An 18494-nucleotide genomic window follows, 5' to 3' on the forward strand; every position below is an offset into this window, starting at 1 on the left:
CTGCCTGGGCGGTGGGTCTGTCGACTCACCCGGCCGGGGGGCGGCGGGACCGGGGCGGAGTGCCACGGCCCCGTTGCCTCGCGGGGTCGGGCCCGGCTACACCTGCTTGGCGCCGCCGTCGACGAAGATCTCGGTGCCGGTGATGAAGCTGGACTGGTCCGTGGCGAGGAACAGTGCCAGGGCGGCCACTTCCTCCGGCTGGCCCATGCGGCCGAGGGGGACGATGCCGGCGAGGGTCTCCCGCAGCTGCGCGGCGCCCTCCTCGTCCGCGGCGAGACCGTTGAGTCCGGGGGTGGTGATGGGGCCGGGGGAGATGGTGTTGACGCGGATGCCGCGCCCGCTGAGCTCGTTGGCCCAGGTGCGGGAGAAGGAGCGGATGGCGGCCTTGGAGGCGCCGTAGACGCCGAAGGCCGGATTGCCGGAGACGCCCGCGGTGGAGCCGGTGAGGATGACGGAGGCGCCGTCGACCAGGTGCGGGAGCGCCTTCTGCACGGTGAAGACGGTGCCCTTCACGTTGCTGTCGAAAGTCGTGTCGTAGTGCTCCTCGGTGACCTGGTCGAGGGGGGCGAACTCGCCGCCGCCGGCATTGGCGAACAGGACGTCGATCCGGTGCCCGGCGTCGGCGACGGTGGCGTACAGGCGGTCGAGGTCGGCCAGGTTCGAGCTGTCGGCCTGGACGGGGGTGACGTTGCCGCCGATCTGCTCGGCGGCCTGGTCGAGGACCTCCTTGCGGCGTCCCGTGATGTAGACGTGGGCGCCCTCCTGTGTGAAGCGGTGGGCCGTGGCCAACCCGATGCCGCTGGTGCCGCCGGTGATGACGACCGTCTTGCCGTCCAGCTGTCCCATGGTGTCTCTCCTGTGTGCGCGGCGGCCTGCCGGCCGCCGGTCCGTTTCAGCTTTCAATGACACTAGGTCGATCAAGGTGACGTGTCAACTATCAAGGTGAAGTGTCACCTATTTTTGTGCTGCGGTGTGTCGAGGGTTGGTCGGTGGGTGGGCGCCGCGGTGCCTGTAGCCAGGTGGAGCGATGTCTTGACGACGACCGCACCCCGGGGGGCGAAGGCACCGCCAGGTCGTCGGCGTCCGCGTGGGCCGCCGCTTTGCCGGGCGGCGCCCGCCGTGGCTCCCGGTGGTCGTCAGCGCCAGCCGAGTGCCGGTGCGACGTGCGTCAGGATGCTGTCGAGCACATGCGCGTTGTAGTCGACGCCGAGCTGGTTGGGCACCGTCAGCAGCAGCGTGTCCGCCGCGGCGACGGCCTCGTCCTCGGCGAGCCGCTTGACGAGCACGTCGGGTTCGGCGGCGTAGGAACGGCCGAAGACGCTGCGCGTGTTGGCGTCGATGTAGCCGATCTGGTCCGTCGAGTCGCGGTCCCGGCCGAAGTACGCACGGTCCCGCTCGTCGACGAGCGGGAAGATGCTACGGCTGACCGACACCCTGGGGGTGCGGGAGTGGCCCGCGGCGCGCCATGCCTCGTGGTACGCCTCGATCTGCTTGCGCTGCTGGACGTGGAGCGGCTCGCCGCTCTCGTCGTCCTTGAGCGTCGAGCTCTGCATGTTCATCCCGAGCCCGGCGGCCCAGACCGCGGTGGCGTTCGAGCCGGAACCCCACCAGATCCGGTCCCGCAGACCCTCGGAGTGCGGTTCGATGCGCAGCAGTCCCGGCGGATTGGCGAACATCGGACTGGGGTGGGGCTCCGCGAACCCCTCCCCGGTGAGCGCCTGGAGCAGCTCCTCGGTGTGGGTACGAGCCAGGTCGGCGTCGGTGCCGCCCTCCGGCGGCCGGTAGCCGAAGTGCCGCCAGCCGTCGATCACCTGCTCCGGTGAGCCCCGGCTGAGCCCGAGCTGGAGCCGGCCGCCCGCGATGAGGTCGGCCGCGCCCGCGTCCTCCGCCATGTACAGCGGGTTCTCGTAGCGCATGTCGATCACACCCGTGCCGATCTCGATCCGGCTGGTGCGCGCGCCGATGGCGGCGAGGAGCGGGAACGGTGAGGCGTGCTGGCGCGCGAAGTGGTGGACGCGGAAGTAGGCGCCGTCCGCCCCCAGCTCCTCCGCGGCGACGGCGAGGTCGATCGCCTGGAGGAGCGAGTCCGACGCGGAACGCGTCTTCGAGTGCGGCGATGGCGTCCAGTGTCCGAAGGACAGGAACCCGATCTTTTTCATGCCGCTTTCAACAATCGGCGAACGCGTTCATTCCGCGACCCGGGGCGGCGGCCCGGCCGGGCGCTCCTTCCGCAGCAGCCCCGGCGACTGCTTGCGCGAACCGGCTCCGGTCCTGGTGGAGGGAACGCGGCCGCCCCTCTTTTTCCGCGTAGACCAGCCGGGCGGACTCGGCCGTCGCCGGGCCGTCGCCGGGCAACGCCGACGAGACGGGCCGCCTCCGGGAAGCCGCCCGCTCCCCGGCGGTCAATTGATGTCGATCTTCTCGATGACCGAGTCGGTGATCTCCGCCAGCAGCGTGATCTGACCGGGCGAGAGGTGGTCCAGGAAGAGCCGCCGGACGTCCTCCACGTGCTGGGGCGCGGCGTTCTCCAGGGCCGCGCGGCCGGCCGCGGTCACCATCATGTACGCCCCGCGTCCGTCGTCGAGGCACTCCTCCCGGGCGACCAGGCCGCGCTTGGCCATGCGGGAGAGGTGGTGCGACACGCGGCTCTTCTCCCACCCGAGCACCTTCGCGAGTTCCAGCACGCGCAGCCGGTCGCCGGGCGCGCGGGTCAGTTCCGCGAGCACGGAATAGTCGGTCGCGGACAGCCCGAACTTGCTCTGCAGGGTCCGGCCGGCCTGATTGACCAGCAGGTCGTGCATGCGCAGCATGCCTCGCCAGGCTCGTTCCTCGACCGGGCTCAGCCAGCGGGGTGCTTCCTCCATGGGCATCGCCCCACCCTACGAGAAGGTTGACCTCTCCACCATCTTACCTTCCTGGGCGTGCGCGAAGCGCTGGGATCGGCTCGCGGGCGGGCGGGCGGGTGCCGGTGTCCGGGGCGGAGTGCGGAGGCGCGGCGGCGGAGGCCTGTCGTGCGCCTTCTCCGACCGCGCGCCCTCCCTTCGGGATCCGCGTCAGGGGTGGTCCGGGGTCACTTCACCAGGCGGGCGAACTTCCGGACTTCCCGGGTGAACAGCAGGGGCTGTTCGAACGCGGCGAAGTGTCCGCCCAGGGGGATCTGGTCGTTGAAGTAGACGAGGTCGCTGTAGGCGCGTTCGGCCCAGATCCTCGGGGTGCGGACGAGTTCGTGCGGGAAGACGCTCAGTCCCACCGGCAGGTCGAGCGTGGTCAGTCCCGAGGCGCCGTAGTTCTGCCAGTACAGGCGGGCCGAGGAGGCGGCGGTGTCGGTGAGCCAGTACAGCGTGATGTTGTCGAGCATGTCGTCCCGGGACAGAACGCCCTCGGGGCGGCCGGTGTTGTCGGTCCAGTCGAGGAACTTCTCGTAGATCCAGGCCGCTTGTCCCGAGGGGGAGTCGGCGAGGGCGTAGCCGACGGTCTGGGGCCGGGTCGACTGTTCCCTGTGGTACCCGGAGTACTGCTCGGAGAAGGTCTGGATCTGGGCGAGCGCCGCCTCCTCCGCGGCGGTGGTCGTGTCGGCCAGGGGCGGGCTGAAGGTGTATTCCGGGAAGTTCAGGTGGACTCCCCGGAGCGCCCTGGGGCGCAGCTTGCCGAGTTGGGTGGTGACACCGCCGCCCCAGTCGCCGCCCTGGGCGATGTAGTGGGTGTAGCCGAGCCGTTCCATGAGGGTGGCCCAGGCGGCGGCGATGCGGGCGGTGGTCCAGCCGGTGGTGTCCGGCCGGTCGGAGAGGCCGAAGCCGGGCAGTGAGGGAACGACCACGTGGAAGGCGTCCTGGGCGGTGCCTCCGTGGGCGGTGGGGTCCGTCAGCGGGCCGATCGCCTTCACGAACTCGAGGAAGGAGCCCGGCCATCCGTGGGTGAGGATGAGCGGGGTGGCGTCCGGGTGCCGGGAGCGGACGTGCAGGAAGTGGATGCCGAGGCCGTCGATCTCGGTGCGGTACTGGCCGAGGGCGTTGAGCCGCCGTTCCAGGCGGCGCCAGTCGTACGTGGTGCGCCAGTAGCGGAGCAGGCTGGTCAGCCTGGCGAGCTGGACGCCCTGGCTGTTGTCGCCGACGGTCTCGGGTTCGGGGAGGCGGACGTCGGCCAGGCGTCGGCGCAGGTCTTTCAGCAGCGCTTCGGGCGCGTGGAGTTCCAGCGGTGTGATGCTGCTGGTGGCTTTCGGCAGGGACAGCGGACCGGCCGCGGTGGTGGCGGCGGACGCGAGGTCGGTGCTCAGGACCGCCGGGACGGCGGTCGCCAGGCCGGCGACGGTGGCGGTCCGCAGCAGACTGCGCCGTGACGGCCCGGAAGAGGCCTCGTCGGCGCCCGAGCCGGGATGACGTGGTGAGCGCATGGGGTGCTCCAACTGCAGAGGGAGGGGGACCCGCCGGCGGGGCCGGCGGCGTAGGGAGACGTTCGTGCGCGGCCGAGGTCCACAGGGTTTTCTCCGGCCGGATGCGTGCCCTGGTGCCGACGGCCGCTCGGCACCGGCCTCCTTTGCCGAAGGGCCGCCCGGCACGGTCGCGGAGGCGTCGGCGCGGTACGGGAAGCCTTCGTCCCGCCACCGTAGGAAGAATATATGTGACATGTCAACTGGTCTCGTGGTCGCCTCAGGTAATTGACATGTCACTTAGTTCGTTCCTAGGATCGGGCCGCGGTCGCCGGATGCCGTCGGGCCGGACGGCCGAGGCGGCGGTGAGCCCGCGGTACATGTCCCGGCGTTTCGGGGGAGAAGCGCACCTCTCTGGGGAGAGGGGGGCCGGTGTCGCCCTGCCGGCGGTTCCCGGACCCCTCATCATCCAGTGACTTACGGAGAAACCGTGTTCACAGACTCGCGTTCCGTCGAACCTCCCCTCGCCGAGGAGGCGCCGCGGACGAACACCCGTCGTGGCTTCCTGCGCTCGGCCGCCGTCGCCGGAGCGGCCTCGGCGCTGTCGGCGGGCCTGACCGTCGGCGCCCCCATGGCCCAGGCCGCGACCGTCGCGGATCTCACCCTGCCCCCGGCCGGTCCGGACATCACCCCGCTGCGCCTCCGCGTGCCGCAGCGCGCGCTCGACGACCTGCGGCGCCGGCTGGCCGCGGCCCGGCTGCCGGAGGCGGAGACCGTCGACGACGGCTCCCAGGGCGCCCAGCTCGGCCGGCTGCGCGCCCTCGTCCAGCACTGGCGCACCCGGTACGACTGGCGTGACCTGGAGAACCGGCTGAACGCGGCCGGCCAGTACCGCACCGAGATCGACGGCCTCGGTATCCACTTCCTGCACGTCCGGTCCAGGCACCCCGACGCTCTGCCGGTGATCCTCAACCACGGCTGGCCCGGCTCCTTCGTCGAGTTCCTCGACACGATCGGCCCCCTCACCGACCCCACCCGCTACGGCGGCAGCGCCCGCGACGCGTTCCACGTCGTCATCCCCTCGATGCCCGGGTACGGATTCTCCGACCGGCCGACGCAGACCGGATGGGATCCCGCGCGCATCGCCGCCGCGTGGATCGAGCTGATGCGGCGACTGGGCTACCGCCGCTACATCGCCCAGGGCGGGGACTGGGGGGCGGCCGTCACCACACAGATGGCCAAGCAGCGCCCGGCCGGCCTGCTCGGCGTGCACCTCAACCTGCCCGAGTTCCTGCTGAGCAACACCGCCCTCGGCGACAGCACGCCGGAGGAGCAGGCCGCGATCGCCCAGCAGCAGGCCTTCGCGGCGCAGGGCTCCGGCTACTTCCAGGAACAGGCCACCCGTCCCCAGACCATCGGCTACGGACTCGCCGACTCGCCCACGGGGCAGGCCGCGTGGATCTTCGAGAAGTTCACGGACTGGACGGACGGCGACCACCGCCCCGAACGCGTCCTCGGCTACGACCGCATGCTCGACGACATCACCCTGTACTGGCTGACGAACACGGCCGCCTCCTCGGCACGGCTGTACTGGGAGGCCGCCCGCAACAGTCACGGCCTGACGGTGCTGGACCTCCCGGTCGGTCTCAGCGTCTTTCCCGCGGAACTGGTCCGCACGCCGAAGGTGTGGGCGCAGAAGGCGTACATGGACCTCGTCTACTTCAACGACGACATCCCCGCCGGCGGTCACTTCGCCGCGTTCGAGCAGCCCCGGATCTTCTCGGAGGAACTGCGCGCCTACGCCCGTCTCGTGCGCTGAGTCCCACGCCCTTCCGGGAAGAGAACCATGCACGGCACCGGCCTCGCCCTGACGGGTTCGGCCGTTGACAGCGACCCGTCCCAAGATGTGTGATACATCAACTATATGTGTGTCGCGCGAGACGACGCGCGAGCCGGGCAAGGAAGAAGGTGCGAGTCATCATGCCGAACGCCGTTGTCATGTCTGGGTACGGTCCGCCGGAGGTCCTGAAGTGGGCGGAGGTTCCCATGCCGCAGCCCGGTGACGGGCAGATCCGGATCAGGGTCCGGGCCGCGGGGGTGGGCCCCACCGACCTGGACATCCGCTCCGGCCGTCTCAGGTTCCCCCTGCCTCCGGAGCCCGTGCTGGGCTACGAGGTGGCCGGTGTCGTCGATGCCGTCGGTCCCGGCGTGGCGGGCACGCGCGTCGGTGACGAGGTGGCCGCCGTCCTGTTCGGCCGCGGCGGCTACGCCGAGTACGCGGTGGCCTCGATCTGGACGCACAAGCCGGAGTCGGTGTCATGGGTGGACGCCGCCGCGCTGCCGAGTTCGGTGGAGGCCGCGGCCGGTGTGCTCCGGCAGCTGCGGGTCAGAAGCGGAGAGACGCTTCTCCTCCTCGGCGGGGGCGGTTCGGTGGGTGTGATCGCGACGCAGCTGGCGGTCGCCCGGGGCGTGCGGGTCATCAGCGCGGTGGGCGCGCGGGACGAGGACCTGGCCGTGGAACTCGGAGCGTCGCCGGTCCGGTACGGCCCCGGTCTGGTGGCCGCCGTCCGGGCCCTGGGGTCCGTGGACGCCGTCTTCGACGCGGCCGGCAAGGGAGCACTCGCCGACGCCGTGGAACTGGCCGGGGGACCGCAGCGGGTCATCACCCTGTCCGACCACGCGGCGCCCGAATTCGGGGTCGTGCTCTCGGCGCCCACGGCGGACCGCGCTCCCGGCGCCCTGGACGAGGGCATGGCCCTGCTGGCCGAGGGACGGCTGCGCATGAAGGGCCGCAGGGCCATGCCGATGCGGGAGGCCGCCGAGGCGCACCGGCTGCTGGAAAGCGGGGACGTGCGGGATCGCATCGTCCTCACCGTCGACTGACACCGGTCACGGGTCGCGGCACGGCCGGCCGCCCCGGCCGGGGCGCCCGCGCGGCCGTGAAGGAGACCACCCACGAGCCTGTGGGTCCTCCTCCACGGCCGCGCGGACGCCGCGGCGACGTGCAGGCGTCACGAACGGCTTGATCAAGTACGCCGTGGCCCCTGCGAAGACCTCCCGCCCGGCGCGGCCGCTTCGGTGGTCAGGCCGTGAGACGGCGGATCTCCGTGACGACGAGGGTGAGGGCTTCGCGCTCGGCGAGAGTGGTCTCCGGGTGCCACAGGTCCACGAGCAGGCAACTGCGGGGCCGTGTGCCGTGGTTCCACGCCTCATGCTCGAAGGAGTAGTCGAAGAGCAGGCACTCTCCCTCCTTCCACTCCCGCGTTTCGTCGGCCACGCGAATTCCGCAGCCTTCCGGGATGTCGATGGCGAGGTGGAGGTTGATACTGAAGTTCCACAGGTCGCAATGCGGTGCGATGGACGCTCCCGGCAGCAGGGTCGAGAAGTGTGCTTCGAGCAGCGGGCAGTGCTTCCCCGTCTCCACCACCTCCTTCGAGAACACGCGCATTGCGGTGGGAGCCAGTTCGGCCGACTCGGGAACCAGCCGCCCGGACTTGAAGAGATAAAGGGCCTGCCAGTTCTGCTGGCGCATCAGGTAATGCTCGTAATCCGCGAACTCCTGCCTGCGCGCCTCCCAGGCCGCGTTGAGCTCTTCCTTGATCGCCGGGTGCGCGGCCTCGAAAGTGCGCACGACCGGCGCTATTTCGGCATGCTCGTGAGGGTCGTGCCAGGGGCGTGGACTGATGCCCGGCAGGATCCACTTGGCGTCCTTCTGTAGTGGATGCCGGTGCTGACCGCTCCCGTACAGCATCTCTTCGACCCGGTCTGTCGAGCCCGAGCCGTGAGAGCGCCGTATTCTCTCGAAAGCGGCCTCGATTTCGGGAGTCATGTGTTTTCTCCGATACGGGACTCTGTGCATGGCCAAGGAAGTTCTCGACGCTCATGATTGTGCGGCGTCGGGCCGGCGGCCAGTCACGAATACTCGTGTGCGCCGTGCGCTTGATTCGACGTCATACTGAGGGCGTCTGCGTGAGAACCGGCCAGGCCTCCGTGCGTTGAGGCGACGTGCCGGGCTGTTTGACACGGGATATCACCGGTCGAAAGAGTCTGTGCGGGTGGCCCGTTTTCGTGACTTCCGATGGGGCGGTGGGATTTCTACCCTCCGGCGAGGGCGACATGACGCAGTATTCCCGGCCGTAGAGGATTGGACTGAATGATGTCTGCTGGCGAGCGCGAAAATCTGCCGTTGGTGTCGGCGCAGGTCGGTATCTGGCTGGCCCAGCAACTCGACCCGTCGCGTGCGGACTACAGGATCGCCGAGTACTTCGACATCCGCGGCGCTCTTGACCTGGACTGCTTCAGGGCGGCGTTGCGCGCACTCCAGGCGGAGACCGAGACACTCAACGTGCGGTTCGTGGAACGCGACGGCGAAGCCCGCCAGGAACTCGTTCCGGTCACGGACGAGGACGTGTGCGAAGTGGTGGACCTGACCTCGCGGTCCGACCCGCCGGCGGCCGCCCTGGCCATGATGCGGGAGGCGCTGGCCCAGCCCGTGGACCTGGCGAACGGCCGGCTCGGCATCGTCGTGCTGTACCGACTCGGCCCGGAGCGGCACTTCTTCCTGCACAGCAGGCACCATCTCATCGCCGACGGAGTCACCGGATCGCTGCTGTCCCGGCGGATCGCCGAGATCTACACCGCCCTGGTCGAGGGCACCGGGATACCGGCCACCGCTCCCTCCTCCGCGCGGCGCATGGTGGAGATCGACCGCGACTACCGCGCGTCGGAGGCGTTCGCCGAGGACCGCGCCTACTGGACGGCACGTCTGGCCGACGCGCCGGAGCCGGTCGCCTTCGGCGGCCGCGGCGAGGCCACGCCGTCCGGCCTCGCCGTGCGCGACGCGGCGGAGTTCACGCAGGAGGACACCCAGGCCCTGCGCGACGCGGCCCGCGCGGCCGGGACCGGCTGGCCCGCCCTGGTCTACGCGGCGGCCGCCGCGTACCTGCACGGCGTCAGCGGTGCCGAGGACGTCGTCATCGCGATGCCGGTCACCGGCCGGACCACCCCGGAGACCCGCGAGATGCGCGGTGTCTTCTCCAACGTCCTCCCGCTCCGCCTGGCCGTACGGGACGGGATGACGCTCCGGGAGCTGGTGCGGGCGACATCGGCGGCCATCCGGGAGGCTCTGCGGCATCAGCGCTACCCCCGGGAGGAGCTGCGGCGGGACCTCGGGATCGGCGACCTGGGCCGCGAGCTGTGGGGCGCCGAGGTCAACATCATGTCGTTCGACTACGACGTGGCCTTCGCCGGCGCCTCGGCGACCGCGCACAACCTCGCGGTCGGACCCGTGGACCACCTCTCGTTCAACATCTACAACCGCGGCACCGGTGAACCCTTCGGCATCCAGAGCGAGTACGACTCCTCCCGGGGCAGTGCGGAGGAACTCAGGGCTCACCAGAGCCGTTTCGTCGCGTTCCTGGCCGCTTTCGCCCGGGCCGGGAACGAGGCGCACGTCGGTGATCTGACGGTGCCGACACCCGACGAGCGGGCATGGCTGCTCGCGGCCGGAGACGGCGGCACCGCGCCGGTTCCCGACCGTACGCTGCACGAACTCTTCGAGGAGCAGGTCGCCCGTACACCGGATGCCATCGCGGTCGTCTGCGCGCAGGAGGAGGTCAGCTACCGCGAACTCGACCGCCGTGCCGACACCCTCGCGGCCCGGCTGCGCGAGGTGACCGGCCCGGAGCAGCGGGTGGGCGTGTGCGTCGAGCGGTCCGCCGACATGGTGGTGGCCCTGCTCGGCGTCCTGAAGGCCGGATGTGCCTACGTACCGCTCGATCCCGCACTGCCCGCCCAGCGCCTGCGCTTCATCGCGCAGGACGCGGGGATCGAGGTGGCCGTCACCCGTCGAGCACTGCGAGAGCGCCTGCCGCGGGAGATCGGCACCGTGGTCGGCGTCACGGGTGAGCGGGCCGGCACCCCGCCGCCGGCCGCGGCCGGCCGCCGCACCCTGCCGGCGAACGCGGCGTACGTGCTCTACACCTCGGGCAGCACCGGCCGGCCCAAGGGAGTGGTCGTCACTCACGCGTCAGCGGCCAACTTCGTCGTGCGCTACCTCGCCGCCACCGGATTCGACGAGAGCGACCGGTGCCTCGGCTTCGCCGCGCTCACCTTCGACGTGTCGGTCCTGGAGATCTTCGGCTCCCTGCTCGGCGGACTGACCCTGGTCCTGGCCACCGACGAGGAGCGTACGGACGCGGACCGTCTGCAGGCGCTGCTGAAGGACCGCGAGGTCACGGTGGCCGACCTGCCCACCGCGCTGATGCCGCTGCTCGACCCGGCGCGGCTGCCCGCGCTGCGGTTCCTCTCCGTGGGCGGAGAAGCCCCCTCGGGCGACGCGGTCGACCGCTGGGCGGCACCCGGCCGACAGGTCTGGAACACCTACGGTCCCACCGAGACCGTGGTGGTCGTCACCATGCAGCACTGCACGGGCCCCTCGCTCGGGCGGACCCCGCCGATCGGCCGGCCGACCGTCAACCACCGCGCCTACGTCGTCGACCGGCGGCTGCGTCTCGTGCCGCCCGGTTTCCCCGGAGAGCTGTGCGTCGCCGGCGCCGGTGTCGCCCGCGGGTATCTCGGCAACCCCGCCCTCACCGCACAGCGGTTCGTTCCCGACCCGTGGGCGGCCGAGCCCGGCACCCGCATGTACCGCACGGGCGACCTCGTGCGGTGGACCGCGGCGGGCGAGCTGGAGTTCCTCGGCCGGATCGACCATCAGGTGAAGATCAACGGGCACCGGATCGAGCTGGGGGAGATCGAGGCGGAACTCTCCCGCCATCCTGAGGTCGCGCAGTGCGCCGTCCTGGTGCAGGAGCTGCCCGGGACCGGCCGGAGTCTGGTCGCGTACGTCGTCGGCCGGGACGGCGCGGCGGCGACGGACGAGGACCTCCAGCGGCACCTGGAACGGGCGCTGCCGCGGTACATGGTGCCGCACCGGTACGTTCTGCTGGACGAACTGCCGCTCACCGCCAGCGGCAAGCTGGACCGCTCGGCGCTGGCCGTCCCGCAGCCGGCGCCCGGCCCGGCGGACGACGCGCCGCGCACCTCACGGGAGGCGCTGTTCTGCGCCCTGTTCGCCGAGGTGCTCCGGATACCGTCGGCGGGTCCGGACGACAACTTCTTCGTGCACGGCGGTGACAGCATCACCGCGATCACCCTGGTGAGCCGCGCCCGTGCCGCCGGCGTCGTCCTCAGCCTCCGCGACGTGTTCGAACACAAGACGGCGGCCGCTCTGGCGGCGGCCTTCCCCGACGAGGGCCGGCCCGCCGCCGTGGAACAGGCGGCGGCCCCGCCGGAGTCCGACGCCTACGGTGACGTGCCGCTCACGCCGGTCATGCACGTGCTGCGCGAATCCGGCGGGCCCAGCGGGCGGTTCAGCCAGTCGACGCTGCTCCAGGTGCCGTCCGGCGTGGGCCGCGACTCGTTGGTGACGGCCCTGCAAACCGTCCTGGACCACCACGACGCCCTGCGCATGCGGGTCCGGACGGACGGCGGCCCCGCCGAGTGGACCTGCGCGATCTCGCCACCCGGGTCCGTGGACGCCGCCGCGTCGTTCCTGCGGGTCGGGATCTCCGGACTGCCCGACCAGGACGTGTGGGAGACGGTCGGGCGCGAGACCGAAGCCGCCCTCGGCCGGCTCGACCCCGCGGCGGGCAGCATGGTGCAGGCCGTGTGGTTCGACGCGGGAGCACACCGGCCCGGTCGCCTCCTGCTGCTCCTGCACCATCTCGTCGTCGACGGGGTCTCCTGGCGGATCCTGCCGTCGGACCTCGCCGCCGCCTGGGAAGCCGCCGTCGCCGGGCGGCCGGCGGCGCTGCCCGCGCCGGGCGTTCCCTTCCGGACCTGGGCCCGGCAGCAGGCGGCCTCGGCGCTGGCGGACGACACCGTGGCCGAACTGCCCTACTGGCTGGGCGCGACGGCCGTCCGTGAACCGCTGCTCGGCGACCGGCCCCTGGACCCCGGCCGGGACACGGTCGCATCGGCGGGGCGGCTGACCGTCACCCTGCCCGACGAGGTGGCGCGCCCCCTGCTCACCGGCGTGCCCGCCGAACTCGGCACCGGCACCCAGGAGATCCTGCTGGCCGCGCTCGTCCTCGCCGTCCGGCGCAGGCGCGTGCGCCGTGGGCAGGCGCAGGAGCCGGACGTGCTGGTGGACCTGGAGGGGCACGGAAGAACAGCCGCCCGGGGCGACGCGGACCTGACCCGGACCGTCGGCTGGTTCACCACGCAGTATCCGCTCCGGGTCCCGCTGGCGGACCTCTGCCCAAGCGGCGCGGAGCCGGCGCCCGGACAACTGGTCCGGCGCATCGCCGACACCCTGCGCGCGGTGCCCGCGGCGGGTACCGGGTACGGACTGCTGCGGTATCTCAATCCGGAGACCGGGCCGCGGCTGGCCGCGGCGAACGTCCCGCAGATCCTCTTCAACTACCTCGGCCGCTTCGCACCGCCGCACGGTGACTGGAGTCCCGTGCCCGGCACGGCGCCGCTGCGGGCCGACAGCGACGCGCGGATGCCGCTGGAGCATGCCCTGGAACTGAACGTCCTGGCCCGTGAGGAGGGCGGCCGCCTCGAACTCGACGCCGCCTGGACCTGGGCGGGCGGCGTGATCGCCCAGGACGAGGCGGCCGCTCTGGCCGACGACTGGACCGCGGTCCTGCGGCGGCTGGCCGGCGGGGCCGAGGGCACGCCGCCGCCCGTCCGCGAGCCGCGCCCGGAGGACTTTCCCCTGGCGGGGCTGGACCAGGCGGCCCTCGACGGGCTTCTCGCCCGGCATCCCGGCGTCGAGGACGTGCTGCCGCTGGCTCCGTTGCAGTCCGGCATGTACTTCCACGCCGCTTTCGACGAGACGGAGGTCGACGCCTACACCGGGCAGATCGTCCTCGACCTGGAGGGTGAACTCGACCTCGCGGCGCTGCGCGCGGCCTGCGGCGACGTGATGCGCCGTCACTCCGCGCTGCGCGCCGGATTCACCGACCGCGACCTGCCCCAAGCGGTGCAGTTCGTGCTTCAGGACGTGGAGCTCCCGGTCGCGGAGGCGGATCTGAGCGGCCTGCCCGCCCAGGAACGGGAAGCGTCCTTCGAACTGCTGCTGGAGGAAGACCGGCTGCGCCGCTTCGACCTGGCCAGGCCGCCGCTGCTGCGGATCACCGTCGTACGGCTGGCACCCGGCCGGCAACGGCTGATCCTGACGAACCATCACATCCTGTGGGACGGATGGTCGACACCGGTGATCCTCACCGACCTGCTGGGCCGCTACCACGCCCACACCGCCGGAGACGGGCCCACGCCGCCCGAGCCCGAAGCGGCCCGGCCCTTCCGCGCCTACCTGGAATGGCTGGACGGACAGGACAGGCGTCGCGCGCTGGCGGCGTGGGGGCACGCGTTGGCGGGCCTGGACGCGCCGACCGTGCTGGCCGGTGCGGACCCGCACCGGATGCGCGCCCTGCCACAGCGGATCAGCCGGGAACTGTCCGCGGAGGCCACCGGGCGGCTGACCGCCTTCGCACGCGAACGGGGCCTCACGCTCAGCAGCGTGGTGCAAGGGGCGTGGGGAATCCTGCTGAGCCGTCTCACCGGGCGCTTTGACGTGGTCTTCGGCGGGGTCGTCTCCGGGCGCACCCCGGAACTGGACGGCGTGGAGGGCATGGTCGGGCTCTTCATCAACACCCTGCCGGTACGGTTCCGGTTCCGGCCCGGCGAACCGCTGGCCGAGGCCCTGGAACGCTTCCAGCACGAGCAGGCCGCTCTGCTGGAGCACCAGCACGTGAGCCTCACCGACGTCCAGGAGTCCGCGGGCCTCGGCACCCTCTTCGACACCGTCGTGGCCTTCGAGAACTACCCCCTCGACCAGGATGCGCTGCGGGACGCGGGCCAGGGCCTGCGGATCGCCGGAGTACGCGCCACCGACGCGACCCACTACTCCGTGAACCTGATCGTGCTGCCCGGCCCACGGCTCAGGTTCGACCTCGACCACCGGCCCGAGGTACTGGACGGTCCCGCCGCCGAGCGGCTGGCCGGCGAGCTGCGGGACCTGCTGACCGCCATGGCCGAAACCCCGCAGGCCCCCCTCGTCGGACCGGAACCGTCCGCCGCGTCGCTCCCCGCGTCCCCCGCCCGCGAAGACCCGGAAGGCGGCGAGGAGTTCGAGGCCCCGGTGTCCGAGACCGAACAGCTGATAGCCGCTGTCTGGTCCGAGGTGCTCGGGCGGCACAGCGTGGGCCGCCGCGACAACTTCTTCCTCTCCGGCGGCCAGTCGCTCAAGGCCATGCGCGTCGCGTCCCGGCTGCGCAGCACCCTCGGCATCGAACTGCCGCTCAGGCTGGTCTTCGAGCACCCGACGGTGGCCTCGCTGGCCGACGCGGTCGAGGCCGCCCTGCTGACCGATCTCGCCCCCGAGCCGTTCGCACGGGCCGCGTCCGACGGCTCTCATCTCCAGGGAGACACCCAGTGACCCCCGACGTCCCGCCCGACGTTCAGGCACGGATACGCGAGCGCATCCGGGCCGCCCGCGCCACGATGACGCCCCCCTCCACCCTGGCAGAGGGCGGGACGACGCCCGACGAGCCCCTGCTGCCGTCGTACGCCCAGGAACGGCTGTGGATGGCCGACCGCATGGCCGAGGGCACGTCCGGCTATGTGATCCCCGAGGTCCTGCGACTGCGCGGACCCCTCGACGTCCCGGCGTTGCGGCGCTCCCTGAGCACCCTGGTCGACCGTCATCCCCCGCTGCGGACCGTGTTCGAGGAGCAGGACGGACGGCCGCGACCGGTCCTCCTGGACGCGGCGGAGGTGCCGCTGCCCGTGGTGGATCTGAGCGCGGTGTCCCCGGACCGGCGCGAGACGCGGGCCGTCGAGCTCGCCCGGGAGAGCGTGGCCCGCCCGTTCGACCTCGCCGAGGGGCCCCTGCTGCGCGCCACCCTGGTGCGGCTGGGCGAGGAGGACCATGTCCTCGCCCTCGCGGTTCACCACATCGCGACAGACGGCTGGTCGATGTCCGTCCTGTGGGAGGAACTCGGCGCGGACTACGCGGCCGAACAGCGTGCTCGTCCTCGTGCGCGCACCGGAGCGGCGATCGGTTACGCGGACTACGCACGAGAACAGCGCCGCCTGCTCGACGGCGGCGGAATGGCCGACCGGATCCGGTACTGGACACGGCAGCTGGCCGACCTCACCCCCCTGGACCTGCCGTCCGACCGCAGGCGTACCGCCCACCGCACCGGGCGCGGTCACACGGCGCGGTTCGCCCTGCCGGCGGCCCTGACCGCGCGGCTGCGCCTGCTGGGTGAGCGGCACGGCGCGACGCTGTTCATGACCCTGCTGGCCGGATTCCAGAGTCTGCTGGCCCGCTACAGCGGCCAGCGGGACATCGCCGTCGGCACCCCGGTCGCCGGCCGGGACCGGGTCGAGTTCGAGCGGCTGATCGGCTTCTTCGTCAACACGCTGGTGATGCGGGCGGATCTGTCGGGAGACCCGTCGTTCGGGGAACTGCTCGCCCAGGTGCGCCGTACCGCCCTGGACGCGTTCACGTACGCCGACCTGCCGTTCGAACGCCTGGTGGCGGAGCTCCAGCCGGAGAGAATCGCCAACCGCAATCCCCTCGTGCAGGTGATGTTCGTGGAGGCGGGGGACGAGACGGCCGGCTTCCGGCCGCCCGGCCTCGCGGTGGAGCAGGTCGACGTCGACTTCGGGGGATCCCTCTTCGACGTCAGCGTCTCCTTCACCGAACGCGGCGACGGTGTCACCGGCGCGCTGACCGTGGACGCGGACCTGTTCGACGCCCGCACGGCCGACCAGCTCGCGCGCCACTACCGACGGCTCCTGGAACAGGTGGCCGAGGCTCCCGACGATCCGGTGTCCCGGCACGCCCTCCTGGACGACACGGAGCTGCGGCAACGGGAGCGCTGGAACGCCACCGGCGGTGGCCCCGGGGCACGGCCCCTGACCGAGCTGTTCGCCGACCAGGTCCGCCGCACCCCCGACGCGCTCGCCGTGGTCGCGGACGGGACCGAGCTGACCTACGCCGAACTGGACGCACGAGCCGGCCGGCTGGCCGGCCGGCTCACCGCGGCCGGCGTACGGCGCGAGAGCCCGGTCGCCCTGCTGGCGGAGCGCTCCGCGGACCTCGTCGTGGCGATCCTGGCCGTGCTCCGGGCCGGAGGCACCTACGTTCCCCTCAACAGCCGGTTCCCCGCGCAGCGGCTGCACACCCTGGTGGCACGGTCCGGCGCCGTGCTGCTCCTGGCCGACGCGGCGACGCGCGGACTCGACTTCGTCGCCGGTTCAGCCGTCCCGGTGCTGCCCCTCGACCAGGACCACGACGGCGAGGAGGGCCACGCGCCGGCGCGGGCCGTCCCGTGCGACCCGGACCAGGCCGCCTACATCATGTACACCTCGGGGTCGACGGGTGAGCCCAAGGGCATCGCGGTGACCCACGCCAACGTCGCGGCACTGGCCCTCGACCCGTGCTGGCGCAGCGGTCATCACACGGTTCTGCTGCACTCTCCGCACTCCTTCGACGCCTCCACCTACGAGCTGTGGGTGCCGCTGCTCGCCGGCGGCACGGTCGTGGTGGCGCCGCCCGGCCCACTGGACACCGAGACGCTGCGCGAGCAGATCACCCGGCACCGGGTCAGTGCCCTGTGGCTGACCGCCGCCCTGTTCAACCTGGTGGCCGAGGAGTGCCCCGAGGCGCTCGCCACCGTCGACCACGTGTGGACCGGCGGCGAGGCGGGATCCCCGGAGGCGTTCGCCCGCGTACGCGCGGCCTGCCCCGCCGTCAGCGTCACCAACGGATACGGCCCCACCGAGACCACGACCTTCGCCGCCCGTCACACCCTCGCGCCCGGCGACGCCGCGGAGGCACCGCTGCCGATCGGCCGGCCGACGGCCGGCACGCGGCTGTATGTGCTGGACGCGGCTCTGCACGAGGTGCCGGTCGGAGTCGTCGGCGAGCTGTACATCGCCGGCACCGGTGTGGCGCGCGGTTACGCCGGGCGCGCGGCGGCGACGGCGGAGCGCTTCGTGGCCGATCCCTTCGGCCCGGCGGGCTCCCGCATGTACCGCAGCGGGGACCTGGTCCGGCGCCGCGCGGACGGCGTGACGGAGTACCTCGGGCGGGCCGACGACCAGGTGAAGGTGCGCGGCTTCCGTATCGAACCCACCGAGATCGCCTCCGAACTCGCCCGCTGCCCGGGGGTGGGGCGCGCCGAGGTGGTGCTGCGGCAGGAAGCGGCCGGGGAGAGCCGGCTCGTCGGCTACGTCGTACCCGCGCAGGGCGCTTCCCCGGACCCCGCCGAGCTGCTGCGTGAGGTCGCCCGTGCGCTGCCCGACTACATGGTGCCCTCGGCCGTCGTACTGCTGGACGCTCTGCCGATGACGCCGAACGGCAAACTCGACCGGCGGGCACTTCCGCCTCCGCCCGCCGCGGCCGTGTCCCGGGGGCGTCCTCCCGCCACCCCGCGCGAGGAACTGCTGTGCCGGCTGTTCGCGGACGTGCTCGGCACCGCGGCCGGCGCCGAGGACGGCTTCTTCGCGCTGGGCGGGGACTCCATCCGCGCGATCCAGCTGGTGGCCCGGGCACGGCGGGCGGGCCTGGCGATGACACCCCAGGACGTGTTCCGCCACCACACACCGGCGGCCCTCGCCGAAGCCGCCGTCGCCCTCGCCCCCGATCCCGATCCCGTCGAGCGGGCCCAGCCGCCGGGCGAGGAACTCCTCGTCCAGCTGGACGTCGACGAGCTTGCCGAATTCGAGTCCGAATGGGAGGTATCGCCGTGAACCGGTCTCCTCAGTCCTCGTCGCCCTCGGTCGAGGCCGTGCTGCCCCTCACCCCGCTCCAGGAGGGCCTGCTCTTCCATGCCTCCTACGACGACCGAGGCGTCGACGTCTACCTGACGCAGACCCCCGTCGAGCTGACCGGCCCGGTGCGCGTCGCCGATCTGCGCACCGCCTGTGCGGCGCTGCTGCGCCGGCACCCGGCGCTGCGGGCCGGCTTCCTCACCCGCAAGTCCGGCGAACCCGTCCAGGTCGTCCGGCGTGCGGTGGAGGTGCCGTGGCGGGAGGTGGATCTGAGCGGGGTGGCCGAGGGGGAGCGGGAGGCGGCGCTGGGTGAGTTGTTGCGGGCTGATCT

At 72.2% G+C, this 18494-nt stretch carries 10 protein-coding genes; 5 read left to right on the forward strand and 5 right to left on the reverse strand.

Translation table 11 applies throughout. The features are described 5' to 3' along the window. Positions 1 to 96: 96 nt before the first annotated feature. The 4 genes from AB0P24_RS43315 to AB0P24_RS43330 all read right to left on the reverse strand — a co-directional run bounded on the left by AB0P24_RS43315 (position 97) and on the right by AB0P24_RS43330 (position 4390). Positions 97 to 846 (reverse strand): glucose 1-dehydrogenase, encoded by a 750-nt coding sequence (locus tag AB0P24_RS43315; RefSeq protein ID WP_365804155.1) that lies wholly within the window; start codon positions 844 to 846, stop codon positions 97 to 99. Between the two features lie 290 nt (positions 847 to 1136). After that, positions 1137 to 2159 (reverse strand): LLM class flavin-dependent oxidoreductase, encoded by a 1023-nt coding sequence (locus AB0P24_RS43320; RefSeq protein ID WP_365804157.1) that lies wholly within the window; start codon positions 2157 to 2159, stop codon positions 1137 to 1139. Positions 2160 to 2402: 243 nt separating this feature from the next. Beyond that, positions 2403 to 2864: a MarR family transcriptional regulator gene (locus tag AB0P24_RS43325; RefSeq protein WP_365804170.1), complete on the reverse strand. Its 462-nt coding sequence runs from the start codon at positions 2862 to 2864 to the stop codon at positions 2403 to 2405. A gap of 206 nt (positions 2865 to 3070) precedes the next feature. Continuing rightward, positions 3071 to 4390: an alpha/beta fold hydrolase gene (locus AB0P24_RS43330; protein WP_365804159.1), complete on the reverse strand. Its 1320-nt coding sequence runs from the start codon at positions 4388 to 4390 to the stop codon at positions 3071 to 3073. 607 nt (positions 4391 to 4997) lie between these two features. On the opposite strand from AB0P24_RS43330, the gene AB0P24_RS43335 reads away from it, so the two are divergent. Together AB0P24_RS43335 and AB0P24_RS43340 are read left to right on the forward strand one after the other, a co-directional pair. Beyond that, the gene (locus AB0P24_RS43335; RefSeq protein ID WP_365804172.1) at positions 4998 to 6185 is read left to right on the forward strand and encodes an epoxide hydrolase family protein; all 1188 of its coding nucleotides are present in this window, start codon (positions 4998 to 5000) and stop codon (positions 6183 to 6185) included. Between the two features lie 227 nt (positions 6186 to 6412). After that, entirely contained in the window at positions 6413 to 7249 is an 837-nt protein-coding gene (locus AB0P24_RS43340) for an NADP-dependent oxidoreductase (RefSeq protein ID WP_365804161.1), read from the forward strand. A 199-nt stretch (positions 7250 to 7448) separates the two neighbouring features. On the opposite strand, the gene AB0P24_RS43345 is transcribed toward AB0P24_RS43340, so the two are convergent. Next, entirely contained in the window at positions 7449 to 8195 is a 747-nt protein-coding gene (locus AB0P24_RS43345) for an aspartyl/asparaginyl beta-hydroxylase domain-containing protein (protein ID WP_365804163.1), read from the reverse strand. Positions 8196 to 8519: 324 nt separating this feature from the next. Here AB0P24_RS43345 and AB0P24_RS43350 point away from each other — a divergent pair, with 324 nt between their 5' ends. The 3 genes from AB0P24_RS43350 to AB0P24_RS43360 all read left to right on the forward strand — a co-directional run. Next, entirely contained in the window at positions 8520 to 14816 is a 6297-nt protein-coding gene (locus AB0P24_RS43350; RefSeq protein ID WP_365804165.1) for an amino acid adenylation domain-containing protein, read from the forward strand. After that, positions 14813 to 18142: an amino acid adenylation domain-containing protein gene (locus AB0P24_RS43355; protein ID WP_365804167.1), complete on the forward strand. Its 3330-nt coding sequence runs from the start codon at positions 14813 to 14815 to the stop codon at positions 18140 to 18142. Before AB0P24_RS43350 ends, AB0P24_RS43355 begins: the two co-directional genes overlap by 4 nt. Continuing rightward, a partial coding sequence (locus tag AB0P24_RS43360; RefSeq protein WP_365804168.1) for a condensation domain-containing protein occupies positions 18139 to 18494 on the forward strand: 356 nt, incomplete at its 3' end. The genes AB0P24_RS43355 and AB0P24_RS43360, both read left to right, overlap by 4 nt.

This window comes from Streptomyces sp. NPDC086519, assembly GCF_040686075.1.
Lineage (GTDB): Bacteria > Actinomycetota > Actinomycetes > Streptomycetales > Streptomycetaceae > Streptomyces > Streptomyces shenzhenensis.